Origin of the sequence: Microtetraspora sp. NBRC 16547, assembly GCF_030268965.1 — a bacterium.
Taxonomy (GTDB): domain Bacteria; phylum Actinomycetota; class Actinomycetes; order Streptosporangiales; family Streptosporangiaceae; genus Microtetraspora.
This window is the reverse complement of sequence record NZ_BSSE01000006.1, coordinates 210,752-236,504: the sequence shown is the minus strand read 5'-3', so window position 1 is coordinate 236,504 and position 25,753 is coordinate 210,752. Positions and strand designations below refer to the sequence as shown.

At 70.1% G+C, this 25,753-nt stretch carries 29 protein-coding genes; 16 read left to right on the top strand and 13 right to left on the bottom strand.

Annotation, left to right across the window (positions count from 1 at the left end; genetic code table 11):
• Nucleotides 1-49: 49 nt before the first annotated feature.
• The 6 genes from dnaK (at nucleotide 50) to QSK17_RS12125 (ending at nucleotide 7,674) form a co-directional block, all read left to right on the top strand.
• Nucleotides 50-1,921 (top strand): molecular chaperone DnaK, encoded by a 1,872-nt coding sequence (gene dnaK, locus QSK17_RS12150; protein ID WP_285704747.1) that lies wholly within the window; start codon nucleotides 50-52, stop codon nucleotides 1,919-1,921.
• A complete protein-coding gene (gene grpE, locus QSK17_RS12145; protein ID WP_285704746.1) occupies nucleotides 1,918-2,601 on the top strand; it encodes a nucleotide exchange factor GrpE in 684 nt (227 codons plus the stop codon). The genes dnaK and grpE overlap by 4 nt, the downstream gene beginning before the upstream one ends.
• A gap of 81 nt (nucleotides 2,602-2,682) precedes the next feature.
• Nucleotides 2,683-3,864 carry a molecular chaperone DnaJ gene (gene dnaJ, locus QSK17_RS12140; RefSeq protein WP_285704745.1) on the top strand — a complete coding sequence of 394 codons (1,182 nt, stop codon included), beginning with the start codon at nucleotides 2,683-2,685 and terminating at the stop codon, nucleotides 3,862-3,864.
• A gap of 4 nt (nucleotides 3,865-3,868) precedes the next feature.
• Nucleotides 3,869-4,216, top strand: coding sequence for a heat shock protein transcriptional repressor HspR (locus QSK17_RS12135; protein ID WP_285704744.1), 348 nt, complete (start codon nucleotides 3,869-3,871; stop codon nucleotides 4,214-4,216).
• A gap of 145 nt (nucleotides 4,217-4,361) precedes the next feature.
• Nucleotides 4,362-6,956, top strand: a complete 2,595-nt coding sequence (gene clpB, locus QSK17_RS12130) for an ATP-dependent chaperone ClpB (RefSeq protein ID WP_285704743.1) — start codon at nucleotides 4,362-4,364, stop codon at nucleotides 6,954-6,956.
• 97 nt (nucleotides 6,957-7,053) lie between these two features.
• Complete coding sequence (locus QSK17_RS12125) at nucleotides 7,054-7,674, top strand: hypothetical protein (RefSeq protein ID WP_285704742.1); 621 nt, start codon at nucleotides 7,054-7,056, stop codon at nucleotides 7,672-7,674.
• 175 nt (nucleotides 7,675-7,849) lie between these two features.
• Here QSK17_RS12125 and QSK17_RS12120 read toward each other — a convergent pair whose 3' ends face one another.
• Nucleotides 7,850-8,386, bottom strand: coding sequence for a hypothetical protein (locus QSK17_RS12120; protein ID WP_285704741.1), 537 nt, complete (start codon nucleotides 8,384-8,386; stop codon nucleotides 7,850-7,852).
• A 173-nt stretch (nucleotides 8,387-8,559) separates the two neighbouring features.
• Between QSK17_RS12120 and QSK17_RS12115 the strand changes: the two genes are divergently transcribed.
• Entirely contained in the window at nucleotides 8,560-8,847 is a 288-nt protein-coding gene (locus tag QSK17_RS12115) for a hypothetical protein (protein WP_285704740.1), read from the top strand.
• A gap of 37 nt (nucleotides 8,848-8,884) precedes the next feature.
• Here QSK17_RS12115 and QSK17_RS12110 read toward each other — a convergent pair whose 3' ends face one another.
• Nucleotides 8,885-9,535 carry a TetR/AcrR family transcriptional regulator gene (locus QSK17_RS12110; RefSeq protein WP_285704739.1) on the bottom strand — a complete coding sequence of 217 codons (651 nt, stop codon included), beginning with the start codon at nucleotides 9,533-9,535 and terminating at the stop codon, nucleotides 8,885-8,887.
• Between the two features lie 111 nt (nucleotides 9,536-9,646).
• Nucleotides 9,647-10,753 carry a CapA family protein gene (locus QSK17_RS12105; RefSeq protein WP_285704738.1) on the bottom strand — a complete coding sequence of 369 codons (1,107 nt, stop codon included), beginning with the start codon at nucleotides 10,751-10,753 and terminating at the stop codon, nucleotides 9,647-9,649.
• Here QSK17_RS12105 and QSK17_RS12100 point away from each other — a divergent pair.
• Nucleotides 10,747-10,911: a hypothetical protein gene (locus QSK17_RS12100; protein WP_285704737.1), complete on the top strand. Its 165-nt coding sequence runs from the start codon at nucleotides 10,747-10,749 to the stop codon at nucleotides 10,909-10,911. The two genes, QSK17_RS12105 and QSK17_RS12100, sit on opposite strands and share 7 nt — an antisense overlap.
• A gap of 54 nt (nucleotides 10,912-10,965) precedes the next feature.
• Here QSK17_RS12100 and QSK17_RS12095 read toward each other — a convergent pair whose 3' ends face one another.
• Nucleotides 10,966-11,172, bottom strand: a complete 207-nt coding sequence (locus QSK17_RS12095) for a DUF397 domain-containing protein (protein WP_285704736.1) — start codon at nucleotides 11,170-11,172, stop codon at nucleotides 10,966-10,968.
• A 50-nt stretch (nucleotides 11,173-11,222) separates the two neighbouring features.
• Nucleotides 11,223-12,080, bottom strand: coding sequence for a helix-turn-helix domain-containing protein (locus QSK17_RS12090; protein WP_285704735.1), 858 nt, complete (start codon nucleotides 12,078-12,080; stop codon nucleotides 11,223-11,225).
• Between the two features lie 285 nt (nucleotides 12,081-12,365).
• Here QSK17_RS12090 and QSK17_RS12085 point away from each other — a divergent pair, with 285 nt between their 5' ends.
• The 3 genes from QSK17_RS12085 (at nucleotide 12,366) to QSK17_RS12075 (ending at nucleotide 14,455) form a co-directional block, all read left to right on the top strand.
• Entirely contained in the window at nucleotides 12,366-12,587 is a 222-nt protein-coding gene (locus tag QSK17_RS12085; RefSeq protein ID WP_285704734.1) for a hypothetical protein, read from the top strand.
• 322 nt (nucleotides 12,588-12,909) lie between these two features.
• A complete protein-coding gene (locus tag QSK17_RS12080) occupies nucleotides 12,910-13,482 on the top strand; it encodes an HD domain-containing protein (RefSeq protein WP_285704817.1) in 573 nt (190 codons plus the stop codon).
• Nucleotides 13,483-13,543: 61 nt separating this feature from the next.
• Nucleotides 13,544-14,455 carry a Rieske (2Fe-2S) protein gene (locus QSK17_RS12075; RefSeq protein WP_285704733.1) on the top strand — a complete coding sequence of 304 codons (912 nt, stop codon included), beginning with the start codon at nucleotides 13,544-13,546 and terminating at the stop codon, nucleotides 14,453-14,455.
• Nucleotides 14,456-14,592: 137 nt separating this feature from the next.
• On the opposite strand, the gene QSK17_RS12070 is transcribed toward QSK17_RS12075, so the two are convergent.
• Nucleotides 14,593-14,835, bottom strand: a complete 243-nt coding sequence (locus QSK17_RS12070) for a DUF8836 family protein (RefSeq protein WP_285704732.1) — start codon at nucleotides 14,833-14,835, stop codon at nucleotides 14,593-14,595.
• A 142-nt stretch (nucleotides 14,836-14,977) separates the two neighbouring features.
• Between QSK17_RS12070 and QSK17_RS12065 the strand changes: the two genes are divergently transcribed.
• Nucleotides 14,978-15,757 (top strand): IclR family transcriptional regulator, encoded by a 780-nt coding sequence (locus QSK17_RS12065; RefSeq protein WP_285704731.1) that lies wholly within the window; start codon nucleotides 14,978-14,980, stop codon nucleotides 15,755-15,757.
• A gap of 25 nt (nucleotides 15,758-15,782) precedes the next feature.
• On the opposite strand, the gene QSK17_RS12060 is transcribed toward QSK17_RS12065, so the two are convergent.
• From QSK17_RS12060 to QSK17_RS12050, 3 genes are all read right to left on the bottom strand, one after another.
• On the bottom strand, nucleotides 15,783-16,529 hold the full coding sequence (locus QSK17_RS12060; RefSeq protein ID WP_285704730.1) for a sulfite exporter TauE/SafE family protein: 747 nt from the start codon (nucleotides 16,527-16,529) through the stop codon (nucleotides 15,783-15,785).
• Nucleotides 16,530-16,641: 112 nt separating this feature from the next.
• Nucleotides 16,642-17,553 (bottom strand): SPFH domain-containing protein, encoded by a 912-nt coding sequence (locus tag QSK17_RS12055; protein WP_285704729.1) that lies wholly within the window; start codon nucleotides 17,551-17,553, stop codon nucleotides 16,642-16,644.
• A 109-nt stretch (nucleotides 17,554-17,662) separates the two neighbouring features.
• Entirely contained in the window at nucleotides 17,663-18,451 is a 789-nt protein-coding gene (locus tag QSK17_RS12050) for an ABC transporter ATP-binding protein (protein WP_285704728.1), read from the bottom strand.
• A 70-nt stretch (nucleotides 18,452-18,521) separates the two neighbouring features.
• Between QSK17_RS12050 and QSK17_RS12045 the strand changes: the two genes are divergently transcribed.
• Nucleotides 18,522-19,244 carry an Rv1486c family protein gene (locus tag QSK17_RS12045; RefSeq protein ID WP_285704816.1) on the top strand — a complete coding sequence of 241 codons (723 nt, stop codon included), beginning with the start codon at nucleotides 18,522-18,524 and terminating at the stop codon, nucleotides 19,242-19,244.
• A gap of 41 nt (nucleotides 19,245-19,285) precedes the next feature.
• Here the strand turns inward: QSK17_RS12045 and QSK17_RS12040 are convergent, their stop codons facing one another.
• On the bottom strand, nucleotides 19,286-19,915 hold the full coding sequence (locus QSK17_RS12040; RefSeq protein ID WP_285704727.1) for a response regulator: 630 nt from the start codon (nucleotides 19,913-19,915) through the stop codon (nucleotides 19,286-19,288).
• Entirely contained in the window at nucleotides 19,912-21,075 is a 1,164-nt protein-coding gene (locus QSK17_RS12035) for a GAF domain-containing sensor histidine kinase (RefSeq protein ID WP_285704726.1), read from the bottom strand. The genes QSK17_RS12040 and QSK17_RS12035 overlap by 4 nt, the downstream gene beginning before the upstream one ends.
• A 216-nt stretch (nucleotides 21,076-21,291) precedes the next feature.
• Between QSK17_RS12035 and QSK17_RS12030 the strand changes: the two genes are divergently transcribed.
• The 3 genes from QSK17_RS12030 to QSK17_RS12020 all read left to right on the top strand — a co-directional run bounded on the left by QSK17_RS12030 (nucleotide 21,292) and on the right by QSK17_RS12020 (nucleotide 23,786).
• Nucleotides 21,292-21,966 (top strand): SDR family NAD(P)-dependent oxidoreductase, encoded by a 675-nt coding sequence (locus QSK17_RS12030; protein ID WP_285704725.1) that lies wholly within the window; start codon nucleotides 21,292-21,294, stop codon nucleotides 21,964-21,966.
• Nucleotides 21,963-23,057: an S-adenosylmethionine:tRNA ribosyltransferase-isomerase gene (locus QSK17_RS12025; RefSeq protein WP_285704724.1), complete on the top strand. Its 1,095-nt coding sequence runs from the start codon at nucleotides 21,963-21,965 to the stop codon at nucleotides 23,055-23,057. The genes QSK17_RS12030 and QSK17_RS12025 overlap by 4 nt, the downstream gene beginning before the upstream one ends.
• Nucleotides 23,058-23,225: 168 nt before the next feature.
• On the top strand, nucleotides 23,226-23,786 hold the full coding sequence (locus QSK17_RS12020) for a hypothetical protein (protein WP_285704723.1): 561 nt from the start codon (nucleotides 23,226-23,228) through the stop codon (nucleotides 23,784-23,786).
• Between the two features lie 67 nt (nucleotides 23,787-23,853).
• Here QSK17_RS12020 and QSK17_RS12015 read toward each other — a convergent pair whose 3' ends face one another.
• Nucleotides 23,854-24,879: a lysophospholipid acyltransferase family protein gene (locus QSK17_RS12015; RefSeq protein WP_285704722.1), complete on the bottom strand. Its 1,026-nt coding sequence runs from the start codon at nucleotides 24,877-24,879 to the stop codon at nucleotides 23,854-23,856.
• Complete coding sequence (locus tag QSK17_RS12010) at nucleotides 24,876-25,610, bottom strand: GNAT family N-acetyltransferase (protein ID WP_285704721.1); 735 nt, start codon at nucleotides 25,608-25,610, stop codon at nucleotides 24,876-24,878. Before QSK17_RS12010 ends, QSK17_RS12015 begins: the two co-directional genes overlap by 4 nt.
• Nucleotides 25,611-25,753: the final 143 nt, after the last annotated feature.

The following is a 25,753-nucleotide window of genomic DNA, read 5'->3' as shown; positions in this document are numbered from 1 at the left end:
ACCCAATATTGAGTCGTACCGACTCAACTTTGACCACAAGGACGAACTCATGGCACGTGCGGTAGGTATCGACCTGGGGACGACCAACTCTGTCGTCTCGATCCTCGAGGGCGGTGAGCCCACGGTCATCGCGAACGCCCAGGGCTCGCGGACCACCCCGTCCGTGGTCGCCTTCGCGAAGAACGGTGAGGTGCTCGTCGGCGAGGTCGCCAAGCGGCAGGCCGTGACCAACGTCGACCGGACGATCCGCTCGGTCAAGCGCGAGATGGGCACCGACTGGTCCGTCGAGATCGACGGCAAGAAGTTCACCCCTCAGCAGATCAGCGCCTTCGTCCTGCAGAAGCTCAAGCAGGACGCCGAGGCCTACCTGGGCGAGAAGATCACCGACGCGGTGATCACCGTCCCGGCCTACTTCAACGACGCCCAGCGGCAGGCGACCAAGGAGGCCGGCACCATCGCGGGCCTCAACGTGCTGCGGATCATCAACGAGCCGACCTCGGCCGCCCTGGCCTACGGCCTCGACAAGGAGAAGGACCAGACCATCCTGGTCTTCGACCTCGGTGGTGGCACCTTCGACGTGTCCCTGCTCGACGTCGGCCAGGAGGACGGCCACGGCTTCGTCGAAGTCCGCGCCACCAGCGGTGACAACCACCTCGGCGGTGACGACTGGGACCAGCGCGTCGTCGACGAGCTGGTGACCCGCTTCAAGAACGCGCACGGCGTCGACCTGGCCAAGGACAAGATGGCTCTCCAGCGCCTGCGTGAGGCGGCGGAGAAGGCCAAGATCGAGCTCTCCAGCCAGACCGAGAGCACCATCAACCTGCCCTACATCACCGCCTCCGCCGAGGGCCCGCTGCACCTCGAGGAGAAGCTGACCCGCGCCGAGTTCCAGCGGATCACCGCCGACCTGCTCGAGCGCTGCAAGGGCCCGTTCCACCAGGTCGTCAAGGACGCCGGGATCAAGGTCTCCGACATCGCCCACGTGGTGCTCGTCGGCGGCTCGACCCGCATGCCGGCCGTGACCGACCTGGTCAAGGAGATGACCGGCGGCAAGGAGCCGAACAAGGGCGTCAACCCGGACGAGGTCGTCGCGGTCGGCGCGGCGCTCCAGGCCGGCGTGCTCAAGGGCGAGGTCAAGGACGTCCTGCTGCTCGACGTGACCCCGCTGAGCCTGGGCATCGAGACCAAGGGCGGCATCTTCACCAAGATCATCGAGCGGAACACCACGATCCCGACCAAGCGGTCGGAGGTCTTCACCACCGCCGAGGACAACCAGCCGTCGGTGCAGATCCAGGTCTACCAGGGCGAGCGCGAGATCGCGGCCTACAACAAGAAGCTGGCCACCTTCGAGCTGACCGGCATCGCTCCGGCTCCGCGCGGCATCCCGCAGATCGAGGTCACCTTCGACATCGACGCGAACGGCATCGTCAACGTCGGCGCCAAGGACCTCGGCACCGGCAAGGAGCAGTCGATGACGATCACCGGCGGCTCCGCGCTGGCCAAGGACGACATCGAGCGCATGATGCGCGAGGCGGAGTCCTACGCCGAGGACGACAAGCAGCGCCGTGAGGAGGCCGAGGTCCGCAACAACGCGGACGCCCTGGCCTACCAGACCGAGAAGTTCCTGCACGACAACGACGACAAGGTCCCGGCCGACGTCAAGACCGAGGTCAACGACGCGCTCGCCGAGCTGAAGAAGACCCTTGAGGGCACCGATTCGGCCGCGATCCGCGCTGCTGCCGAGAAGCTCGCGACCGTCAGCCAGAAGATGGGTTCGGCGATCTACGCCCAGTCGCAGGGCGCCGCGGCCGGCGCTGAGAGCACCGCGGCCTCCGGCGACGGCCAGGCCAAGGCCGAAGAGGACGTGGTCGAAGCGGAGATCGTCGACGAGGACCCGAAGCGGGAGGGCGGCAACAAGTGACCGCGCGTGAGAACGGTTCCGAGCAGGAGCCGATGATCCGCGACAACCGCAAGATCGACCCGGAGACCGGGACGGCCCGCACCGGGAAGTCCTCCGGAGCGGCCGCCCCGGACGGGGCGGAGGCCCCGGCGGACGCCGGGGCCGGCACGACGGCCGAGGCGCCCGGCCAGGCGGCGGGCGGCAACGGGACGGACCTGCTCGCGGAGCGCACCGCCGACCTGCAGCGGCTCCACGCCGAGTACGCCAACTACCGCAAGCGGGTGGATCGGGACCGATCCGCCGTCAAGGAGCATGCGGTGGCCGGCGTTCTCACCGAGCTGCTGCCGGTGCTCGACGACATCGGGCGAGCCCATGACCACGGCGAGCTCACCGGCGGGTTCGCCAAGGTGAGCGAGTTGTTGGAGGCGACCCTCGGAAAGCTCGGGCTGGAGCGGTTCGGGGCGAAGGGCGACCCGTTCGACCCGAACGTGCACGAGGCGCTCATGCACAGCTACTCCGGCGACGTCACCGAGCCGACCTGCGTCGAGATCCTGCAGCCCGGTTACCGCATAGGCGAGCAGATCCTGCGCCCGGCCCGCGTGGCCGTCGCGGAGCCCGACGAAACCGTGGCGGCCGCCCCGGCGGCCGAGCCCGCGGATTCCCGGAACTCCGACGACTCCGCCGAATCCGGCGAAAACTGAAACCCCGGGAGGCTCTCCCGATCCGGCAGGATCGGGAGAGGCCCACCCAGACACACCCCCTTGCGCGGAGGAAAGCGATAGATGAGCACCAAGGACTACCTGGAGAAGGACTATTACGCCGTCCTTGGTGTGCCCAAGTCCGCCACCGCCGCTGAGATCAAGACGGCGTACCGGAAGCTGGCCAGGCAGTACCACCCGGACGCCAACAAGGGCAACACCGAGACCGAGGAGAAGTTCAAGGAGGTCTCGGAGGCCTACGACGTCCTCTCCGACACCAAGCGCCGCAAGGAGTACGACGAGGCCCGCACCCTCTTCGGGTCGGGAGTCGGCGGATACGCCGGGACGGGCGCGTCGCGTGGAGGCGGCTTCAACTTCGACTTCGGCGACCTGTTCTCCGGCAGCGGCACCGGCCACAGCGGTGCGGGCGACCGCATCAACGACCTGTTCGGCGGCCTGTTCAACCGCGGCGGGCGGACCACGACGACCGGCGCCACCCGGCCGCGCCGGGGCCAGGACATCGAGTCCGAGGTCACGATGGCGTTCGGCGAGGCCATCGAGGGCACCACGGTCTCCCTGCGGCTGACCAGCTCGTCCGCCTGCGCGGCGTGCAGCGGCACGGGCGCCAAGACCGGCACCACGCCCCGGGTCTGCCCGACCTGTGAGGGCACCGGCGCCGCCAGCCGCAACCTGGGCAACTTCGCCTTCTCCGAGCCGTGCCGCGACTGCCGTGGCCGGGGTCTCCTGGTGGACGACCCCTGCCCGGTGTGCGAGGGCAGCGGCCGGGGCAAGAGCACCCGCACCATCCAGGCCCGCATCCCGGCGGGAGTCGGCGAGGGCCAGCGCATCCGGCTCAAGGCCAAGGGCGCGCCCGGCGAGAACGGCGGCCCCGCGGGCGACCTCTACGTCCAGGTCCATGTCAAGCCGCACCCGGTGTTCGGCCGCACGGGCGAGAACCTCACGGTCACCGTGCCGGTCACCTTCCCCGAGGCGGCGCTCGGCGCCGAGATCAAGGTGCCCACGCTGAAGGGCATGCCGGTCACCCTCCGCATCCCGGAGGGCACGCCCAACGGGCGCACGTTCCGCGTACGCGGCCGGGGCGCCCCCCGCAAGGACGGCACGAAGGGCGACCTGCTCGTCACCGTCCAGGTGACCGTGCCGCCGCACCTCGATGACAAGGCGCGGGCCGCTCTGGAGGAGTTCCGTGACGCCAGCGAGGGAACCGACCTGAGAGAAGAGCTGATCAAGCAGGCCAGAAGCGAGTGAGCCAATGGATGCCAACTTCTTCGATCTGTCCGACGACACACCGGTCTATGTCATCTCGGTGGCCGCCCAGCTCTCCGGCCTGCACCCGCAGACGCTCCGGCAGTACGACCGGCTCGGCCTGGTCAGCCCGGGGCGTACGGCCGGGCGCGGGCGGCTCTACTCGACCAGGGACATCGTGCTGCTGCGCGAGGTGCAACGGCTCTCTCAGGAGGACGGCATCAACCTCGCGGGCATCAAGCGCATCCTCGAACTCGAAACCGAGAACCTGCGCCTGCGCGACCAGGTGGGACAGCTCCGAGGCGAGCTGACCATGATGCGCGCGCTGATCAGATACGAACTTCCACCAGCCTGATCCGGGAATTCACGGGCTCGCGCGCCGCGGTGGTGAACCCGCCGGACGGTTCGGGGAGCACAGCCCTTCCGAACCGCCCGACGCGGACGGCATCCTCCGCGCCGGTGCCGCGTGCCCGCTGAGCGAAGCGAGGCCACGAACGACCATGGACTACAAGCTGACGCAGAAGAGCCAGGAGGCCCTGTCCGGGGCGGTCCGGCGGGCGGCCGCGGAGGGCAACCCCGAGGTGGCCCCCGCCCACCTCTTCACCACCATGCTCGCCCAGACGGGCGGCACCGCCGTTCCCCTCCTCGAAGCGGTGGGCGCCGACTGGAAGCAGCTCCGGACCAAGGCCGAGGAGCTGCTCACCGCGCTGCCGAAGGCGCAGGGCGCCACGGTGAGCGCCCCGTCGAGCTCCCGGCAGCTCCTCACCGTGCTCAACACGGCCGCCCAGCGCGCCAAGCAGCTGGAGGACGAGTACGTCTCGACCGAGCACCTGCTGGTCAGTCTCGCCGCCGACGGCGGCCAGGTCGCCGACCTGCTCAAGGCGCAGGGCGCCACGCCGAACGCCCTGCTCGACGCGTTCGAGAAGGTCCGCGGGCACGCCCGGGTCACCAGCGAGACCCCCGAGGACACCTACCGCGCCCTGGAGAAGTTCGGCGTGGACCTCACCGAGCGGGCCAGGTCCGGCAAGCTCGACCCGGTCATCGGCCGGGACGCGGAGATCCGCCGGGTCATCCAGGTGCTCTCCCGCCGCACCAAGAACAACCCCGTGCTGATCGGGGAGCCCGGCGTCGGCAAGACCGCGGTGGTCGAGGGCCTGGCCCAGCGCATGATCGCCGGCGACGTGCCGGAGAGCCTCAGGAACAAGCGGCTCGTCGGGCTGGACCTCGGCGCGATGGTGGCGGGCGCGAAGTACCGCGGCGAGTTCGAGGAGCGCCTCAAGGCCGTGCTCAACGAGATCAAGGAGAGCAACGGCCAGATCGTCACCTTCATCGACGAGCTGCACACCATGGTCGGCGCGGGCGCGGCCGAGGGCGCGATGGACGCCGGCAACATGCTCAAGCCCATGCTGGCGCGCGGCGAGCTGCGCATGATCGGCGCGACCACGCTCGACGAGTACCGCGAGCGCATCGAGAAGGACCCCGCGCTCGAACGCCGGTTCCAGCAGGTCTACGTCGGCGAGCCGACCGTCGAGGACACGATCGCGATCCTGCGCGGGCTGAAGGGCCGCTACGAGGCTCACCACCAGGTGCAGATCTCCGACAGCGCGCTGGTGGCCGCCGCGACGCTGTCCGACCGCTACATCACCGCGCGCTTCCTGCCGGACAAGGCCATCGACCTGGTCGACGAGTCCATGTCCCGGCTTCGCATGGAGATCGACTCCCGGCCGGTGGAGATCGACGAGCTCCAGCGCATCGTGGACCGGCTCAAGATGGAGGAGCTCGCCCTCGTCAAGGAGACCGACGAGGCGAGCCGCCAGCGGCTGGAGAAGCTCCGCGAGGAGCTGGCCAACCGCCAGGAGGAGCTCAACGGCCTCGTCGGCCGCTGGGAGCGCGAGAAGGCCGGCCTCAACAAGGTCGGTGAGCTGAAGAAGCAGCTCGACGAGGCGCGCGGCGCCGCCGAACGGGCCCAGCGCGACGGCAAGTTCGAAGAGGCGTCCCGCCTGATGTACGGCGAGGTCCCCCGGCTGGAGAAGGAGCTGGCGGAGGCGACCAGGGCCGCCGAGGAGGCCGAGGACACCGACGCGCAGCCGATGGTGAAGGAGGAGGTCGGCCCGGACGACATCGCCGACGTCATCTCCTCCTGGACCGGCATCCCCGCCGGCCGCCTTCTTGAGGGAGAGACCGCGAAGCTGCTGCGCATGGAGGACGAGCTCGGCGGGCGTCTGATCGGCCAGCGCGCCGCCGTACAGGCCGTCTCCGACGCCGTACGGCGGGCCAGGGCGGGCATCGCCGACCCGGACCGCCCGACGGGCTCCTTCCTCTTCCTCGGCCCGACCGGCGTCGGCAAGACCGAGCTGGCCAAGGCGCTGGCCGAGTTCCTCTTCGACGACGAGCGGGCGATGACCCGCATCGACATGAGCGAGTACGGCGAGAAGCACAGCGTGGCCAGGCTGGTCGGCGCGCCGCCCGGATACGTCGGGTACGAGGAGGGCGGCCAGCTCACCGAGGCCGTGCGCCGCCGCCCGTACACCGTGGTGCTGCTCGACGAGGTCGAGAAGGCCCACCCGGAGGTCTTCGACGTGCTGCTCCAGGTGCTGGACGACGGACGGCTCACCGACGGCCAGGGCCGTACGGTCGACTTCAGGAACACGATCCTGATCCTCACGTCCAACATCGGGTCGCAGTTCCTCGTCGATCCCAAGATGGAGAACGGCGCCAAGCGCGAGGCGGTCATGACGGCCGTCAGGGGCGCCTTCAAGCCCGAGTTCCTCAACCGGCTCGACGACGTCATCGTGTTCGACGCGCTCGGCACCGAGGAGCTGTCGCAGATCGTCGATCTGCAGGTGTCGCGGCTCGGGGCACGGCTCGCCGACCGGCGGCTCAAGCTGAGCGTCACGCCCGGCGCACGCGAGTGGCTGGCGCTCACCGGTTACGACCCCGTGTACGGCGCCCGCCCGCTCCGGCGGCTGATCCAGTCCGCGATCGGCGACACGCTCGCGAAGGCGCTGCTGTCCGGCGACATCCGCGACGGCGACGACGTGGCCGTGGACCTGGACGAGGCCGGGGACACCCTTACCGTGCGGGCCGTACGGTAAGGACTTTCCCACCATTACGGCAAGCACGCCCCTAGGGATTCCCTCGACGGTACTTTCTGTGTTCATGGGAACACAGAAAGTACACAGGAGGACTTCGATGTCAGGGACATCACGAAGCATCCGTGGGCGGCATGCCGCGCTCGCCGCCATGACCGCCGGGGTGAGCTGGTTCGCCAGCGGTCCGGCGGTCGCGGCGGCGGGACCGTGCGTGGGCACGACGACGGTCGCGGCCTGCGACTCCACCGGTGCAGGCGGCCCGGTCAAGGTCGCTCGCACCATCACGATCGACAAGTTGGCCGACGCGGCCGGCCTGCCCGGCCTCTCCTCCGCGTCCGGCGTGCTGAGCATCGCCGACGCCGGGGGCGCGGCCGCGGGCCAGGGCTTCTCCGGGCTGCCCGGCGTCCCGGCGGTGACCGAAACCCCGTCGGCGGTGCCCGATCTGCCGCGCACCCTCACGGTGCCGGTGCGGCTTCCGGTGCTCCCGGACGTCCCGGCGCTGCCCGCGGTCCCCACCCGGCCCGACGCTCCCGCGCAGCCGGCCACCCCACGGGTCCAGGAGCCGCAGGCCGCTCCGCAGAAGCCGGCGAAGACCGAGCGGACGGCGCCGAGCAAGAAGGTGCGGGTCGCGCCGAAGGCGCCGGAGACGCGGTCCGGCAAGAAGGACGGGCCGGTGACGGAGATCACCAAGAAGCTGATCGGCACCACCATCCTGCCGTAGCGGGACTGTGCGCGCCTGCTCGCCTGTACGGGTCCTCCGGGAACACTCACGAGAGAACGCCCACAGGGAAACGACGACGGAAACGACGAGCAGGGACGACGAAACGAGAAGGGGTCGCGACCGCGGCCCCTTCGTCATGTCGGTCCGGACGGCCCGGCCAGGTCTGGCGTCGCGGTCAGCGTGCGATGTCGAGCGAGGCGTCCAGTTCGTCCTCCGGCAGCCCGAGATCGACCCTGATGCGGTACCTGGTGCGCAGCAGGGCCTCGCGCATCGTGGTGCCCGGAGCACAGGCCGCGGCCCCGTCCGTGGCCCACTCGTGCGCGCCGTCCAGATCCCCGTACGCGACCAGCGTCTCGGCGACCGTGAGCGCGGTGGCGGGGTTCCAGACGCCGCCACGGATCGCGGCGATGACCTCCCTCGCCTCGTCGGGGCGGTCAAGCTCGAAGAGCGTGTCGGCGATGCCCGAGCGCGGATCGACGAGCACCTCGCCCCCGTCCCGCGCGGCCTCGTGGAACCGGTCCAGGGCCGCCGCCGGCTGACCCGCCTGCCGCCATTCCTCGGCCGCCATGACCAGGATCGCCGCCCGTGACATCTCTCCCGACTCGTAGAGCCGGGCCAGCGCGTCGAGCTGGCGCGCCAGGGCACCGTGGTCATCGAGCAGCAGTGCTTGTTCGAGCAGTCGATCCAGCTGCTCATGTGTCACATGCGCCACAGAAGGAGGCTATCGAGGCCGGCCCTTGTTTGCCCGGACAACTGGCAGCATTCCCAATATCACGATTTGCATGCGATCAACTACGAAGTGTGTTTCGTGGGGGGTAATCGGGCATATTGCTCTCGCTCCTAGGAGATCAGAGGGCGGTGATGCGGGTGTTCAGGCAGGTGAGTGTGACGCTCACTGCGGTGATCTCGCTCTCCGCTGTGATCCCTGGGCTCGTCGGCTACGCCACGGCCAAGTCGGAGGCCCTGGAGCGGGCCAGTGCGGAGCTCACGCGGCTCCAGTCCGAGGTGTACTCCACCGGCGTCTCGATGCGCCAGGTCGCCTCGTCCTGCCTGATCGCCCGGCCGCTGAAGAAGAAGCGCGCAGTTCACATACGGGTGAAATATCGCCTGATGCCGCTCTCGGACCCGCTGGCCGGGGAGCGCGTGGATCCCGGAGACCACGGGGAGCCCTAGGAGCTACGTCGGCACTAGTGCCGGGAGGGGCACGAGGTCAACTGATGCGCAGCTGACGGGAGAGATATCCGCGGATGAGCTGCTTGGCCTCGGCCACGATCTCCGGCGCACCATGGGGATCGCGTCGGAAGGCCAGCTTCAGCACCGCGTCGCCCGCCTCGACCGCCACCAGGACGGCACGGTCCAACTCCTCGCTGTCGGCGAGGCCGAACTCCTGGAGCAGCAGAGCCCGGAGCCGCCCGGCGATCACGGTGTTGTTGTCGGAGACCGAGTCGAGGAGGTTGAGGTCCACGACGTCGCCGAAGTGCAGCGACCGGAATCCTGGAACGGTCCGATGCATCTCGACGTACTCCTCGATGATGGCATCGATGGCGTCCCACCAGTCGGCGAAGTCCTCGCTGATGAACCGGCGGCCCACGCAGGCGACGAAGAGCTCGACATGGCGCCGGGTCAGCGCCTGGCTGATGGCGTGCTTGTCCGGAAAGAACTGGTAGACCGAGCCGATCGCGACACCGGCGCGTTCGGCGATGCGGGTCGTGGTGAGGGCCTCGTAACCGATCTCATCCAACAGCTCGGCGCACGCGTCGAGCATCCGTTCGACCCGGCGAGCGCTGCGGCGCTGCGACGGCCGGCGGCGCAGCGGGTCCGACGAGGCCGGGTCGACGTCCTCTTCCAGCTGGGTGGACACCCCTCCATATTGCCCTTTCGAGGCCGTCCGGTCAGGCCCTCCCGGGGAGTCCGTTGATTTGCCTCCGCTTCACTCCGTACGGATCATCACCACGCAGATCACAGGTACGGATCACTGCTCGGCGGACGGTTTGGCGGACAGGCCGGTGCACTGGCGCAACGACGCGTACTCCGCCACGGCCTGCTGTCCGGCCGCCCCGGTCAGCGGGATGGGCACGCCGCCGTTGATGCGGGCAGGGGTCCACCGGTCCTTGAGCACCTTCCTGCCGTTGATCGTGAGCGTGAGCACGCCCGTCTTGCCGGTCTCCGGGCCCCAGTTGTAGAAGGCGAAGTTGCCCAGGCCGTACTGCACGTAGCTCCGACCCGCGTAGCCGCCGCCGAGCAGGATGTGCGCGTGGCTGCCCACGATCACGTCCGCGCCCGCCTTGGAGAGCTTGTCGGCGAGGTCACGCTGGACGTCGGTGGGGCATTTGACCAGCTCGGCGCCCCAGTGCAGGAACACGATCACGGTGTCGGAGGTCTTGCGCGCCTGCCGTACCGCCTGGAGGAGGCGTGGCTCTTCCTTGGCGGAGGCGAGGCCCGCCTTGTCGTCCGTCGCCGTCCAGGACTGGATGAACTCGGAGTCGAGCACCTGCGTCGCGCCGATGACCGCCACCCGGTTGCCCTTGACGGTGGCCCGGAACGGTCGGTAGGCCTCGGCGGCGTTCTTCCCGATGCCGATGACGGGGAACTTGCTGCGCTTGATCGCGGCGAGCGAATCCTGCAGCCCGCTCTCCATGTAGTCCATGCCGTGGTTGTTCGCCATGGTGACGGCGTCCACCCCGGCGGCCTTGAGCGCGGTGAAGGCGGTGGCGGGCGCACGGAAGGTGAACTGCTTGCCCGGTGCCGGCGTCCCACCGGTGGTGATCGCGGTCTCCAGGTTGAGAACCGTGAGATCGGACCTGCTCAGGACGCTCGCGATCGGGCCGAGCGCGGTGCGCGGGTCGCTGTTCAGCCGGTTCCGCAGCACCCCCTCGAAGTGCACGTCGCCCGCGAACGAGATCGTGAACGGCTCCGGGGTCGGCTTCGGTTCCGCCGGTACCGACGGGACGGCCGTGGAGCCGGCCTTGCCCGACGCCTCCGGAATCGGTTCGCCTTCGGCGGCCGAGCAGGCGGCGGCGAGGAGGGTAAGAGTGACCAAGGCTGCGACACGAGACTTCACGGCATCCGAGCATGCCATCTCTTGGCGATCTCTGGGGAATAGGTCTTCTGTCGGGTCCCGGCCACGCCTCGGCTCCCGAGGTCACGTCCGACATGAAGAAGCGGGTCGTGGACTACTGGACCGACATCCACAAGGACCTCGGCCAGGGCGTCGCTCAAAGCCTCGGCATCGCCTGACCCGAACACACGCGCGGCCCCCGGCGTCAGACGCCGGGGGCCGCGCGCGCGAGCTCAAAGGTCGAACTCGCCGTCCTTGACGCCTCCGATGAAGGCATCCCACTCGCCGGGCGTGAAGACGAGGACAGGACCATCCTGGTCCTTGCTGTCACGGACCCCGACGTGCCCCTCGGGGAGCGTCGCCACTTCGACGCAGTTTCCGTTGCCGGCGCTGCGGCGGCTCTTACGCCATGCCGCATCGGAGAGATCGATCGAGTACATTTATGGTCTTTCTCCTCAGAAGAGGTTCTGAGGCGATGTAGGGAAGCGGTTCACTTCCAGCGTTCGATTGATTTTCGGATCAGCTCCCGACTGGCGTCGACGTCGAGGGCCTCGGCCTGCAATCGGTCGAAGGCGATCTCGTAGCCGTACACGGTCTCCTCCTCTTCGAGGAAGCGTGCACCGAAAAGGGACTCCAGGTACACGACGTCGTGGAACTCCGGAAACTTCAGGTGAAGAAAAGACCCGGTGTTGACCGGATGCTCGGCATCCAGGGGCAGCACTTGAATCCGGATGTTGGGCAATCCAGACAGACTCAGCAGGCGGTCCAGTTGCCCCCGCATGACCGCCGCGTTCCCGAAGCCGCGCAGGAGCACGGACTCGTCCAGGACCACCAGCAGGTTCAGCGGCGCGTCGTCCCGGAGAATGATCTGCTGCCGGGCCATCCTCGCCTCGACCCGGCTGCGCACACCCCCCTGGGCGAAACGCGTGATCGGTTGAGCCGCTTTGACGATCTCGAGAGCGTACTCCTCGGTCTGCAGGAGGCCGGGCACCACCTGGGGTTCCCAGTTGCGCGCGAAGGTGGCCTCCACCTCCAGCGCCAGGAGCGTGGTGTACTCATGGGGCAGGGAGCTCTGGTAGTCCTCCCACCAGCCCTTTCGCGCGGCGTCCCGATGCAGGTCGAGCAGCTCTTGGCGCTGACCGGAATCGACCTCGTACGTCTCCAGGAGCGCCTCGACGTCCGCCTTGCGTGGCGAGGTCTTGGCGGTCTCGATGCGGCTGACCTTCGCCGCCGACCAGCCGAGCTGGGCGGCGACCTGATCTCCGGTGAGCTCGGCCCGCTCCCGAAGGCGGCGAAGCTCCTGTCCGAGCCTGCGCCGACGGACGGTAGGACTCCCGCGTTCCGACAACCCGGTCGACCTCCTCACGCGCGCCGTGGAGGCATACGAGGGCGGACGCCCCTGAAAGCATCGTAATGCAATTTGCACCGATAGGTGCGGCGCATCTGGGGAAGATTGTTGCAACTTTCCTTACGTTGAGTATTGCAAGGAAATCTCTCCGGCGTCACGATCGAAACAACAGGGGTACTCAGGGGAGTGATCGAAACACAGAAGAGCCGGGCCGGAAGGCTGCCACCGCCCGACCCGGCGGACAAACGAGAGCTCCTCATCGAAGCGGCGAAAGGGGAGTCTCCTATGCATTTCCACGGTACCAACCGGCTCTTACGAATCAAGGCCCAGCTCGGCGTACTCGCCGGCCAGGCCGACCGGGACCTCTGCGTCGACCAGGATTGGTGGGCTCACCGGCTCGGCTGGACGGTCACCCGCACCGGATTCGGCGCCCGCCATTACCGCGATCCCCGGTTCGACCTCGTACTCGAACTCGACGCGGCGGGACGCCCGCGAAGTGAATCGTGATGAGCGAAGCCCCGAAGCCCGGCGCCGCGCTTCGGGGCTTTCCCGCCCTCACTGCCCCGCCCTCACTGCCCCGTCTTCACTGCCCCGTCTTCACTGCCCCGTCTTCACTGCCCCGTCTTCACTGCCCCGTCTTCACTGCCCCGTCTTCACGCCTCACCTTCACGCCTCACCTTCACGCCACTCCGTACGGTCGGCGACACCATGACCACGAATCGTGAACAAGCGCTTGAGGGCAGGGCATTCGTTGATCACGAAGGTTAGGCTTGCCAAGGTGACCACCGCTACCCAAGAGGATCGCCTGCATGCCCAGATCAGCTTCGCCATGGAGATCGACAAGCTGAAGCGCGTCATCCGCCGCAACACCCTGATCGACGGGTCACGGCGGGAGAACGGCGCCGAGCACTCCTGGCACGTCGGCATGCTGGCGATGACCATGGGTGAACACGCGCCTCCCGGGACCGACCTGGAGCGGGTGGTCGCCATGCTGCTCGTCCACGACATCGTGGAGATCGATACGGGAGACTGCTTCCGGCACGACATCCCCCGCGACACGCGCCCCGACTTCCAGCAGGACACCCCGGCTCCTGACGCGCTCGCCGCCGCCGCTCGGATCTTCGCCCTGCTCCCCCACGACCAGCGCGTACGGCTGCGCGCGCTGTGGGACGAGTTCGAGGAGCGGCGGACGGCGGAGGCGCGGTTCGCCAAGGCTCTCGACCGGCTCGCCCCCATCCTCGCCAACCACCACAACGAGGGAGGGACCTGGGCGCTCTACAAGGTCACGGCGCGCTACCTCGCGGACAGCCTCCGGATCATCCGCGAGGGGTCCCCCACCCTCGGCGCCTACGCCGCCCAGCTCGTCGAGTCCTCCGTCGCCCGGGGGCACCTGGCTCCCTGACGGTCACCGCGGTGTTCGCCCGTCCAGGCCGGGGGTAAGTGCTGGTATCGAGGGGGCGAAAATGGATAAGACGACCAGATCGCGACGTGCGATCCGGCTGCCGCGCAGGATCCCGCCGGGCAACCTTCTCGACGGACTCGAACACGTCACGGCCCTCGACCGGCCGATCCGGGTCATCGCGAAAGCCGTACGCCGCAAGATCGGCCCTGGACCGGTGCGCGACCTGCTGCACGGCGTCCCCGTCGGGCATCCCCTTCACCCGTCGCTGGCGACGATCGGCCTCGGCTGCTGGGTCGCGACGGCCGTACTCGACTGGACCGGAGCGGACGAGCGGTCGGCCCGGGTGCTGCTCGCGACGGGCCTCGGCACCGCCGTCCCGACGGCCGCCGCCGGACTGACCGACTGGTCCACGCTCCATCGCGAGCAGCAGCGCGTCGGGTTCGTCCACGCGCTGACCAACGCGACCGCGACCGGTCTCTACACGGTGTCGCTGCTCCTGCGGATGGCCGGGAAGCAGCGGGCGGGCCGCGCGTTCTCGTTCGCCGGGCTCGGCGCGGCGCTCGGCGGCGCCTACCTGGGCGGACACCTCGCCTACCGGCAGGCCGCGGGCGCCAACCACGCGGAGTCGCTCAGCCACCTGGTGCCGCTCGGCTGGCACGACCTGTGCGCCCTCAAGGACCTGCCCAACGGCCGGCCGGTGACCCGGCGGCTGGGATACATCGACCTGTTCGTGCTCCGCCTGGGCGACGGCGTGAGCGTGCTCGCCGACCGGTGCTCCCACCTGGCCGGTCCGCTGCACCAGGGGCGGCTCGTCGTGGAGGAGGGCGACGCGTGCGTCGTCTGCCCGTGGCACGGCAGCGTCTTCCGCATTTCCGACGGCACGGTCGCGCACGGCCCGGCGACCTCGCGGCAGCCCTCGTTCCAGACCCGCCTCCGCCGGGACGGCATCGTGCAGGTCCGTCCCGCCCCGTGACCGTCCGTACGGCTCCCGCCGGCGCGGCCGACGCGGACGTCGGACCGTCGGCCGCCGGAGCTCCAGGCGCCGGACCTCCAGGCGCCGGACCGTCGGCCGCCGGACTTTCAGGTGCCGGACCGTCGGCCGCCGGACTTTCAGGTGCCGGGTCGGCGGTCGTCGGCGGGATGCTCCACCAGCGCGAGGATGCGGCTGGACATGAAACGCGCGGTTCGGACCGGGGTGCCGGTCCGGGTCACCTCGCTGACCTCGACGATGCCGCGTCCCGTGGTGACCTCGACCCGCCTGCCCGCCTTGGTCGCGACCACTTCGTATGTGCGGGGGGTGCCGCCCGCGTCGATGACGATCTCCACCCAGTCGCCCTTCACAAAGGTGTACATACCCGGCGGACAACCATCGATCACCTGTGCGAGCGAGTGGGCTGAACGGACAACCGTCGACAGGAAATATTCTGGATGACAGGATGCTGTCTCGCAAAACGCAACGAATCACAACGAATCACACCGACCGGGGTGACCTGACATGGGTGAAGACGCCAGACCCGTTCACGGGGACTCCGCCGACGCGAAGGCGGCTCCGGCCATCCAGACCGTCCAGCGCGCCGCGCTGATCCTCAGCGCCTTCACGGTCAGCCGTCCCCAGCTCAGCCTCAACGAGATCACCACGAGCCTGGGCACCAGCAAGGCGACCGCGCACCGGTACACGAAGGCGCTGCGCGAGAGCAACCTGCTGCGCTACGACGACCGCGAGGCGCTCTACTCGCTGGGCCCGCAGATCCTGACGCTCTCCGCCGCCGCGCGGGCCGGGATGCCGGTGATCGGGATCGCCGGGCCGTACATGCAGCGGCTCGTCCGCGAGATCGACGAGACCGTCGTGCTGAGCGTCTGGGACGGTGACACGGCCGTCGTGGTCCGGGTGGACGACAACACCGACCGCATCATCCGCGTCAGCGTGCGGACCGGGTCCCGGCTGTCCCGCACCGAATCCGCCCAGGGCAGGGTGTTCTGCGCCTTCCTTCCGGAGGAGGAGGTCCCGGGGCTCGCGCAGGAGGTTCAGGCGTCCGCCGAGCTGCGCCGGGAGCTGGAGAAGATCCGGCGGAACAACATCTCGGCCAACACCCCGTCCGTCAACGGCGTGCGCAGCATCGCGGCGCCGCTGTTCCGCGGCGACACGCTCGTCGCCGCGATGGCGATCGTGGGAACGACCGCCTCCGTGCCCGAGGGCACTCGCTCGCCGCTCGCCGAGGCGCTCAAGCGGACCGCCGCGGAGGTCAGCGCGGAGCTGGGCCGGGAAGCACGCTGACCCCCGGCCAGAACGGCGTGGCGGGTCAGAGCAGCAGCTTGACGATCGCCACGACACCGATGCAGACGATCATGCCGCGCAGCACCGGGGCGGGCAGCTTGCGTCCCAGCCGGGCACCCAGGAACCCGCCGACTCCCGTGCCCAGCGCGACCATGAGCGCGGCCGCCCAGTCCACATGCGCGATCAGGACGAAAAGGATCGCCGCGGTCAGATTGACCAGCAGCGACAGGAAGTTCTTGACCGCGTTGATCCGTTGCAGCTCCTCATCGAGGAAGACGCCGAGCAGGCCGATGAGCACGACGCCCTGGGCGGCGCCGAAGTAACCGCCGTACATCCCGGAGCCCAGCACGCCCAGCCACAGCCAGGGGCCGCCGTGCGGGTGCGTGCGCCGACCGGCCAGCCAGCCGTTGAGCTTCGGCTGCACGATGACCAGCACGCAGGCCGCCCCGATCAGGATGGGGACGATGAACTGGAAGGCTTTCTCGGGCAGCCGGAGGAGCAGCACCCCGCCGATGAGCGAGCCGATGACGGACGCCACGCCGAACCTCATCAGCCGGGCGCGCTGCCCCTTGAGCTCGGGCAGGTAGCCCAGCACGCCGGTGACGCCGCCGGGAATCAGCCCGACGTTGTTGGAGACGTTCGCCACGACGGGGGGAAGGCCGATCGCCAGCAGCGTCGGGAACGTGATCAGCGAGCCCGACCCCACGACGGCGTTGATGCCCCCGGCCCCGACCCCGGCCGCGAACACCGCGACCGCCTCCCACGGCGTCAAGATCTTTACTCCCTTGAACGGCTATCGCCCGATGGTAGAGGGGCGTCCATCGGCGCGGCCCATTCGGGGTACGGCAACGCGAGCCGTCGCGTAGCCGGGGACGGAGCGCCGGTCAGACGGGATCTTTGGGCGGGGAGAAGAGGCCGCCGAGGTTCTCCAGGGCCTTGCCCATCTCGGAGGGGACGATCCACACCTTGTTGGCGTCGCCCTTGGCGATCTCGGGGAGGATCTGGAGGTACTGGTAGGCGATCAGCCGCTGGTCGGGGTTGCCCTCATGGATCGCCCGGAACACCATCGCGATCGCGTCGGCCTGCCCTTTCGCCCGCATCGCCTGGGCCTCCGCGTCGGCCTGGGCCCGGAGCACGACCGCCTCGGCCTCTCCCCTCGCCTTGAGCACTGCGGATTCCCGCTCGCCCTGGGCGGTCAGGATGGCCGACTGCTTCTGCCCTTCGGCGCTGAGAATGGCGGCCCGCTTGTCCCGGTCGGCGCGCATCTGCTTCTCCATCGAGTCCTGGATGGAGGGGGGCGGGTCGATGGCCTTCAGCTCGACCCGGTTCACCCGGATGCCCCATTTGCCGGTCGCGTCGTCGAGCACGCCGCGCAGCTCCGTGTTGATCTCCTCGCGGGAGGTCAGCGTGCGCTCCAGGTCCATGCCGCCGACCACGTTGCGCAGCGTCGTCACGGTGAGCTGCTCGACCGCGACGATGAAGCTCGCGATCTCGTAGGTGGCGGCCTTGGGATCGGTCACCTGGAAGTAGACGACAGTGTCGATCGACACCACGAGGTTGTCGGAGGTGATCACCGGCTGCGGAGGGAAGGTGACGACCTGCTCGCGCAGGTCCACTTCGACCTTGATCCGGTCGATGAACGGGACGACGATGTTCAGCCCGGCGTTCAGCGTGCGGTGGTAACGGCCGAACCGCTCGACGATGCTCGCCGTTGCCTGGGGGATGATCCGGATCGTCCGGGTCAGCGCGAAGCCGGCAAGCGCGACCACGACCACGGCGGCGATGAGCTGAGCCATCCGTCAACTCCAGTCTTTGGGTCTTGACTGGATGCTATGTGGTTTCGGCTTTACGCGCGCTCGGAACGGACCGGCGTACCGCGGTCGGGACGGCCTGGCGTACCAGTGGTCAGAACGGCCGGGCGTACCAGCGGTCGCCCGCCCCCCGGTCGAGCCGCAGCGGCACGCCGAAGGTCCGGGACAGGTTGTCACCGGTCATCACCGACTCCACCGGACCCTGGGCGACCACGGAACCGTGGCGCAGCATCATCACGTGGGTGAACCCGCTCGGGATCTCCTCGACGTGATGGGTGACCAGGACCATCGTCGGCGCCTTGGGGTCGCGCGCCAGCGCGCCCAGGCGGCGGACCAGATCCTCCCGTCCGGCCACGTCGAGCCCGGCGGCGGGCTCGTCGAGCAGCAGGAGCTCGGGGTCGGGCATCAGGGCCCGGGCGATCTGGACCCGCTTGCGCTCGCCCTCGGACAGCGTGCCGAAGCGCCGCCGGATCAGGTGGGCGCAGCCGAGCTGGTCGATGAGCTCGACCGCGCGGGTGACGTCGTGGGAGTCGTACTCCTCGTTCCACCTGCCGAGGATGGCGTAGGACGCGGTCAGCACGAGGTCGATGACCTTCTCGTCCGGCGGCACCCGCTCGGCCAGCGCCGCGCTGGCGAGGCCGATCCTCGGACGCAGGTCGAAGACGTCCGCCTGGCCGAGCCGCTCGCCGAGGATCTCGACCGCCCCCTCCGTGGGGAAGAGCAGCGCCCCGGCCACCTGCAGCAGCGTGGTCTTGCCCGCTCCGTTGGGACCGATGACGACCCAGCGCTCATCCTCGCGGACGGACCAGTCGACGGCGCGCAACAGCGCCGCGCCGTCCCTGCGCACGGTGACATCACGAAGTCGCAGCACTTGACCGCCCATGTGGCCCCCTCCTGTGGTTACTCGAGACAAAACTATTGCAGCAGGTCGGCATATCGTGGATCGGGTGCGCATGGATTCACCGATCTCAGCCGTCCTCGTCTCGTGGGGAAACGCCTGGCTCGGCGGACACGTCGGGCTCGACGAGGCCGTGGACCACGTCGAGCGCGCCGGTGGCCCGCAGGTCGTGGCCGACGGCCCCCGGGAATCGACGCTCCGCGCCTTCCTCGCCGGACTCCGGGCGGACGGCCTCGGCTCGTTCCGGCTGGCCCTGCCGATCCCCGGTGACCCGCTCGGCCTGGCCGGTCCGCCCACCTTCAACATCAGCGCCATCGAGGCCGGGCAGGCCGCGATAGCCGTGCTCCGCGGGCGGCGCCTCGGCCTGGTGCCCGAGGCCGACAGGCGAGGCTCGTCCTACTCCGGGGTGCGCTGGACGGTCGTCGAGTCGGCGGACAGCGAGCCCTACGTGCCGTCGCTGGCCGAGGCCGAGCAGGCCCTGACCGCCGCCATGCGGGCCGCGACGAACGCCCTGGTCGGAGTGGCGGGGCCCGGCCCAGGGACTCCGGCGCTGAAGGACGGCGGTGAGACCCTCGCCCCGGGCTATTCCGGACGCGCCCATCGAGTGGGCGCGCTCGCCGCGCGGCTGGCCATGGCGCTCGACCTCGCCGGGGAGCGCGGCCTGACCTCCGGTCAGCTCGCCGCGCGGAGCGAGGCCCTGCGCGAGCTGGACCGGGCCGTACGGCGGGCGCGGGTGGCCGCCCACCACGCCATCGTGGAGGGGCAGCGGCAGGGCTGACCACTCGGGTCGCATGTCAAAAATCATGCCTCTTCGAATCCCTAGCCGAGGCCATGCCGTACCGCGAAGAGGGCAGCCTGGGTCCGGTCCTGGACACCGAGCTTCATCAGGACATTGGAGACGTGGGTCTTCACGGTCTTCTCCGCGACGACCAGTTCTCTGGCGATCTCCCGGTTGGAGCGGCCCCGGGCGATCAGCCGGAGGACCTCGCGCTCCCGTTCCGTCAGCGCCGCGCCCGCGTCGCCGTGGCCGCGCTCCTCGCCGGAGATCATGGCGTCGGCGGCCTCGGGGGCGAGTAGCACCTGGCCTCCGTGGACCGCGCGGATGGCCTGGACCAGGGCGGTGGGATCGACGTCTTTGTAGAGGAAGCCGGCCGCTCCCGCCCGCATGGCGGGCGCGACATCGCCCCGGTCACTGACCGAGGTCAGCACGATCACCCGTATGCCGAGGTCGTCAGCCGAGCCGAGCCTCGTCAGCGCGCCCAGGCCGTCGAGCACGGGCATCTTCAGGTCGAGGAGCAGGATGTCCGGCCGGAGCGACTCGGCCAGCGCGACCGCCTCCTCGCCGTCGGCCGCCTCGCCGACCACGGCCAGGTCCTCCTGGATCTCCAGGAACGTGCGGAGGCCCTGCCGGACGATCGGATGGTCGTCGGCGATCAGGACGCGGATCATGCGGGCACCACCAGCCGGACCGTCGTGCCGCCCCCAGGGGTGGCGATTACTTCGAGCGAACCTCGGGCGCTCTCCGCGCGGTCGCGCATCGAGGCCAGCCCGAGGCCCCGGACGGAGTCGGCCTCGGGGTCGAACCCCTTCCCATCGTCGCCGACCTCCAGGACCAGCCTCGTGTCGAGATGCGAGAGCCGTACGTCGATGTGGGCGGCCTCGGCGTGGCGCAGCGCGTTGTGCAGGGCCTCCTGCGCCACCCGCAGCACCGTCACCTCGGAGGTGACGTCGGCCCGCGGCGCCCCGGCAGGGTCGCCGCGGGCGGTGAACCGCGCCGACACCGGGTGGAGCCGGTCGAGCAGGTGGACGTGCTTGCGCAGGGTCTCGACCAGGCCGTGCCGGTCGAGCTCGGCCGGGCGCAGCTCGACGATCACCGCGCGCAGCTCGGCCAGCGCCTCCCCCGCCAGCCGCTGGACCTGGTCGAGCTCCGTGGCGGCCCGCGCGGGATCGGTGGCCAGCAGCGACGCGGCGGCCTGCGCGGTCAGCCGCAGCGAGAACAGCTTCTGCGTGACGGCGTCGTGAAGCTCGTGCGCCATGCGCGTGCGCTCCTCGATCACGGTCAGCTCGCGCCCCCGCTCGTACAGCCGGGCATTGGTGAGCGCGATGGCGGCGTGCGCCGCGAACATCGTGAGGAGTTCCTCGTCCGCGGCGGTGAACCCGCCGGGGGTGCGCTTGTTGGAGAGGAAGATGATGCCGAGGACCTGGTCGCCGTCGCGGATCGGCACACCGAGGAAGTCCTTGAGCACGGGATGCGCCCTCGGCCACCACTCGAACCGCGGGTCCTTGCGGATGTCGGGCAATCGGACCGGATCGCCGTCGCGCAGCATCGCGCCGAGCATGCCGTGCTGCCGGGGGGTGGGGCCGATGGCCTCCCACTCCTCCTCGGAGATGCCCTCGGCGACGAACTCGGCGAACCTGCCCTGGTCGTCCGGGACGCCGAGCGCGGCGTAGCGCGCGTCGAGCAGTTGCCCCGCCGAACGGACGATGACCTGCAGCACCTCGCGCACCGAGAGGTGCCGGGTGACCGCGAGCACGGCCGAGCTGACCGCGTGCAGGACGGCGTCACGACCGCAGGTGCCCGGGGGCCGTTCAGGTGTTCGCTCCGCCACGCCCCAACCATATGGCGGACCTCCGACATGACCGCGCCCACCGGTGGTCCCCACGCCGTGCTGGGGCCAGTTCCCAGCGCGCCTCCAGCGGGGTTCCGGCAGGGTTCCGGCGGGGTTCCGGCGGGGCGTAGGGCCGGGTCCTAGGGCCAACTGCCCAGGCGGGACATGACCTCGGGGCCGATGTACGGCGACCGCTCGATTCCTAGCGTGAGCGGCATGAAGCACGCACTCATCACCGGCGCCTCCCGCGGGCTGGGGCTGGCCCTCGCCAGGTCTCTCGCGGCCGACGGGTGGGCACTCACCCTCACCGCCAGAGGCGAGGAGGACCTCCACTCCGCCGCCTTCGACCTTGACGTCTCCGCCGACGTGACCGCCATCGCGGGAGACGTGACCGATCCCGCCCATCGGGCCCGGCTGGCGGAGGCCGTGCCGCACCTGGACCTGCTGGTGAACAACGCCGGCGGACTGGGGCCTGCGCCGCTGCCCAGGCTCGCCGGATATCCGCTCGACGGGCTGCGCGACCTGTTCGAGGCCAACGTGATCGCGCCGCTCGGGCTGATCCAGGCCACGCTGCCCGCGCTCCGTGAGCGCCGCGGAGCGGTGCTGAACATCTCGTCCGACGCGGCGGTCGAGCCGTACGAGGGCTGGGGCGGCTATGGGGCGACGAAGGCCGCGCTCGACCAGATCTCCAACGTGCTGGCCGCCGAGGAGCCGGACGTCACGGTCTGGTGGGTGGATCCCGGCGAGATGCGCACGCGGATGCTCGCCGACGCCGTCGGCGCCGAGGAGGCGTCCGCCGCCCCCGCGCCGGAGACGGTCGCCTCCGCGCTGCTGCGCCTCATCCACGCCCGCCCGGCCGGCGGCCGTTTCACGAGGGACGCGCTGGAATGAGCCTGGCCATCGACTTCACGCTGCCCGCCGTACGGGAAGCGCACGAGCCCCCGGAGGCGCGCGGGCTCGGACGGGACGGGGTGCGGCTGCTCGTCTCGCGCAAGGACACCCGGGAGATCACCCACAGGGTGTTCCGGGAGCTGCCCGCGATCCTCGCGCCGGGCGACCTGCTCGTCGTGAACAACTCGGCGACCGTGGCAGCCGCCGTACGGCTCGATCGCCTGGCCGTCCACTTCTCCGGCGAACTGCCCACCGGGGAGTGGCTGGTCGAGCTGCGGCGGCGTACGTCCGGCGCCACGGAGCCGTATGCGGGCGGGGCGCCGGGAGAGTGGCTCCCCCTGCCCGGGCAGGCCACCCTGCGGCTCGTGCGCCGGGAGACGCCGCGATTGTGGCGGGCCGTCCTGAACCGCGACGTGCCGTCCTATCTGGACAGGTACGGCGTGCCGATCCGCTACTCCTACGTGGAGCGGGACTGGCCGCTGGGCCACTATCAGACGGTGTTCGGGATCGAGCCGGGCAGCGCGGAGATGCCGAGCGCGGGCCGCCCGTTCACGGCCGACCTGGTCACCGCGCTGGTCGCCCGGGGCGTCGGGGTCGCGCCGATCACGCTGCACACGGGCGTGGCGTCGCCGGAGAAGGACGAACCTCCCTATCCCGAGCGTTTCTCCGTGCCCGCGTACACGGCCCGGCTGGTGAATCTCACCCGGCAAAACGGCGGGCGGGTCATCGCCGTGGGCACCACCGTGGTGCGCGCGCTGGAAAGCGCGGCCCGGGCCGACGCCCTGAAGACCAGCCCTGTGCAGAACGGCACTGCGCAGAACAACACTGCGCAGAACAACACCGGGGGGGCGGGCACTGCGCAGAACGACACTGTGCGGGCGGCCGAGGGGTGGACGGCGCACGTCGTGACGCCGGACGAAGGTGTACGGGCGGTGGACGGGCTGCTCACGGGGTTGCACGAGCCGCGCTCCAGCCACCTCATGATGCTGTCGGCCATCGCGGACCCGGAGCTGCTGTCCCGCTCCTACCAGGCCGCGCTCGACGAGGGCTATCTCTGGCACGAGTTCGGGGACACGCACCTCATCCTTTAGCCGCGCAGCAAACCAGGACATACACCGACATTTCCCCGCCAAACCCGAGATAGCATAAAAACTTCATAAAAAAGATCTTTACCGATGATCTGCGGAGTGATAGAAACCTTTGCGTTTACTGGGGGGCCTTTACCCACTTCCCCCCTAAGTCCTCTGGGAGACAAACACATGCGTCACCCGATCGCAAAGATCGCCACGCTCGCGCTGATCGCCCCGCTCGCGGGCGCCACGCTTCTCGCCGCCGCGCCGGCCGGCGCCACGACGACGACGAGCGCCGCCAAGGCCAGCGACCCGTTCAGCGTCTTCAAGATCTCGAACGTCAAGTACACCAAGAAGGCCAAGCCCGGCGGCTGGGTCAAGTACTCCTTCACCGCGACCAACACCGGTCCGTACGACGCGGACTACTACTGGATCGGCGGCACCCTGCCCAAGGGCGTCGACACCAAGAAGAAGCTCTACTGGAACGGTCCCAAGGGCACTGAGTGCGACTGGGAGGGCCGTGAGTTCTGGTGCTGGTCCCCGAGCGTCCTGGAGGTCGACGACAGCGACTGGCTCTCCATCCAGTTCCGCCTGAAGAAGACCGCGCGCGGCCCCCAGGTCGGCGAGATCGGCACGATCAGCTTCGACGTCCCCCACGGCGCCGAGGACCTCGACAAGAGGCGCCTGAAGGAGCTCGGCATCAAGGGCTGGATCTTCTCCAAGAAGGTCAAGACCGCGGTCGTACGCTAAAACCACGCGCCGTACCGGACGGACCTGACGGATCGCCCGCCTCTCACACGGCGGGCGGCCTGTTCTGTCAGACACTCCCGAGCGGCGAGCTGAGTACGGTGACGCCCGCCCGGGCCGACCGGGCGGGCGTTTCGCGTCTCGCCGCCCCGTGCTGCTCCGGCAGCCCCGTCCGCACGTACGCCTCGGCGATCCTCGCCAGGGCCCCGCGCTCCTCGTGCCGCATCCCCGACCACGTGCTCGACAACGTTCTCGACGGCGTCCTCGACGACGCGAGCCGTACCTCGGGGAACCGCGTCACCTCCACCACGAGGCTCCGTGTCGCCACCACGCGGAGGATCGAGGCGAGAAGCGAGTCGTCCCCCACGTAGCAGCCTCGGGTGGACGTCGCCTCGCCCTCCCGGTAGCGCAGCGTGACCGGCCGCACCGCCGCACGCGCGTCGATCGCCGCCTGGAAGACGGCGGGCCGGAACTCGCCCATGCCGCGCCCACACCACGTCGTCCCCTCGGGGAACGCGGCGACCGTGTCACCCGCGCGCAGCGCGCCGGTGATGTTGCCGACCACCTCCGGCAGCGCCGACAGCCGCTCCCTGTCGATGAATAGCGCGCCCGATCCGGCCGCGAGCGTACGGATGACCGGCCACGCGCCGACCTCCCGCTTGGCGAGCGGCCGCGACGGCACGGTCGCCGCCACCACGAGCGGATCCAGCCACGAGACGTGGTTGGCCACGACGAGCGTCCCCCTGCGCTCCTCCGGCCCGGCTCCGTCCTCCGGCCCGGCCGGCTCCCCCACCCCAGTCCGCGTCAGCGGCGATCCGGCGACGAACGCGAACCCGCTCCGCACGTCCAGCCTGACGCCGAGCGCGCGGAGCAGCATCCGTGCCCACACATTGACGATCCGGCCCCTGCGCGCCGTACGCATCCCTCTGGCGGCGAGTGAGAGCGGGATCCCGGCGAGCAGCACCATCGCCGCCGCGGCGAGCCGTACGGCACGGCGGAGCGGACCCGCGGCCGCGACCGGCGGTTCCACGCACGCCTCAGGGGCGCACGGGCTCACGCGCAGCCACGGGTTGGCCCCCGCGAGTGGCGCGGTCACTGAGCCTCCCCCAGGAAGTACCGGAGGTAGCGCTGGTCCACCTGCGCCATGGACAGGAGCACGAAGAAGTCGGCGGTGCCGAAATCCAGGTCGTGCGCCGGCGCGCCGCACACCCACGCCCCCAGGCGCAGGTACCCGCGAAGCAGTGCGGGCGGCACGAAACGCCCGGACGGCGCCGCGTCCGTCCCGGCACCGCTCCGGGGATTCCGCCACGGATTACGCGGCCGGACGCGGTACTCCTCCGGGCCGAGGGGGACCAGGTCCGCGACGCCCGCCGCCGCCACGCCCCCGTCGTCCAGGGGGACCGAGCAGCATCCGCCCAGCCACCGGAAGCCGCCGTCGATCATGTAGCGGGCGATGCCGGCCCACAGAAGGCCGACGACGGCACCCTCGCGGTGATCGGGATGCACGCAGGTGCGCCCGACCTCGACCAGCTCCCTCCGGATCCCGGCGAGCCCGCCCAGATCGAACTCCGCGTCGGCGTACAGCCGGTCCGCCCGGCCCGGCGGCAGCAGCCGGTACGTCCCGACCACCTCGCTCCCCTCGCGGACGAGGAGGTGGTCGCAGTAGGCGTCGAAGCCGTCCACGTCGAGCCCGGAGACGGGGGTGTCGAGCCGTGCCCCCATCTCCTCGGCGAACACGCGGTGGCGCAGCCGCTGCGCGGCCTGCAGGTCGGCGGCGGTCACGGCCATGCCGACCGTGTAGCGACCGGTTTCGAGAGAGATCGTCATGGGCGCGCGTCCTTCCCTGAAAGCGTCTCACGACCATCACGACATGCCGAAATGACCGCCGCACCTCACGGTGAAGACACTCAGGCGTCCGCATGGTGAACCCCCTGCGCGACCATCCGCCCCGGCCAAGTAGCGTTGGCGGC

What these genes read in the sequence shown, in the direction of transcription:
- QSK17_RS12025 (WP_285704724.1), top strand. Translation starts at nt 21,963, where the DNA reads ATGAGCCTGGCCATCGACTTCACGCTGCCCGCCGTACGGGAAGCGCAC.
- QSK17_RS12105 (WP_285704738.1), bottom strand. Translation starts at nt 10,753, where the DNA reads ATGGCATGCTCGGATGCCGTGAAGTCTCGTGTCGCAGCCTTGGTCACT.
- QSK17_RS12135 (WP_285704744.1), top strand. Translation starts at nt 3,869, where the DNA reads ATGGATGCCAACTTCTTCGATCTGTCCGACGACACACCGGTCTATGTC.
- clpB (WP_285704743.1), top strand. Translation starts at nt 4,362, where the DNA reads ATGGACTACAAGCTGACGCAGAAGAGCCAGGAGGCCCTGTCCGGGGCG.
- dnaK (WP_285704747.1), top strand. Translation starts at nt 50, where the DNA reads ATGGCACGTGCGGTAGGTATCGACCTGGGGACGACCAACTCTGTCGTC.
- QSK17_RS12085 (WP_285704734.1), top strand. Translation starts at nt 12,366, where the DNA reads ATGCATTTCCACGGTACCAACCGGCTCTTACGAATCAAGGCCCAGCTC.
- QSK17_RS12030 (WP_285704725.1), top strand. Translation starts at nt 21,292, where the DNA reads ATGAAGCACGCACTCATCACCGGCGCCTCCCGCGGGCTGGGGCTGGCC.
- QSK17_RS12095 (WP_285704736.1), bottom strand. Translation starts at nt 11,172, where the DNA reads ATGTACTCGATCGATCTCTCCGATGCGGCATGGCGTAAGAGCCGCCGC.
- QSK17_RS12065 (WP_285704731.1), top strand. Translation starts at nt 14,978, where the DNA reads ATGGGTGAAGACGCCAGACCCGTTCACGGGGACTCCGCCGACGCGAAG.
- QSK17_RS12055 (WP_285704729.1), bottom strand. Translation starts at nt 17,553, where the DNA reads ATGGCTCAGCTCATCGCCGCCGTGGTCGTGGTCGCGCTTGCCGGCTTC.
- QSK17_RS12075 (WP_285704733.1), top strand. Translation starts at nt 13,544, where the DNA reads ATGGATAAGACGACCAGATCGCGACGTGCGATCCGGCTGCCGCGCAGG.
- dnaJ (WP_285704745.1), top strand. Translation starts at nt 2,683, where the DNA reads ATGAGCACCAAGGACTACCTGGAGAAGGACTATTACGCCGTCCTTGGT.
- QSK17_RS12010 (WP_285704721.1), bottom strand. Translation starts at nt 25,610, where the DNA reads ATGACGATCTCTCTCGAAACCGGTCGCTACACGGTCGGCATGGCCGTG.
- QSK17_RS12100 (WP_285704737.1), top strand. Translation starts at nt 10,747, where the DNA reads ATGCCATCTCTTGGCGATCTCTGGGGAATAGGTCTTCTGTCGGGTCCC.
- QSK17_RS12050 (WP_285704728.1), bottom strand. Translation starts at nt 18,451, where the DNA reads ATGGGCGGTCAAGTGCTGCGACTTCGTGATGTCACCGTGCGCAGGGAC.
- QSK17_RS12040 (WP_285704727.1), bottom strand. Translation starts at nt 19,915, where the DNA reads ATGATCCGCGTCCTGATCGCCGACGACCATCCGATCGTCCGGCAGGGC.
- QSK17_RS12070 (WP_285704732.1), bottom strand. Translation starts at nt 14,835, where the DNA reads ATGTACACCTTTGTGAAGGGCGACTGGGTGGAGATCGTCATCGACGCG.
- QSK17_RS12020 (WP_285704723.1), top strand. Translation starts at nt 23,226, where the DNA reads ATGCGTCACCCGATCGCAAAGATCGCCACGCTCGCGCTGATCGCCCCG.
- QSK17_RS12125 (WP_285704742.1), top strand. Translation starts at nt 7,054, where the DNA reads ATGTCAGGGACATCACGAAGCATCCGTGGGCGGCATGCCGCGCTCGCC.
- QSK17_RS12080 (WP_285704817.1), top strand. Translation starts at nt 12,910, where the DNA reads ATGGAGATCGACAAGCTGAAGCGCGTCATCCGCCGCAACACCCTGATC.
- QSK17_RS12045 (WP_285704816.1), top strand. Translation starts at nt 18,522, where the DNA reads ATGGATTCACCGATCTCAGCCGTCCTCGTCTCGTGGGGAAACGCCTGG.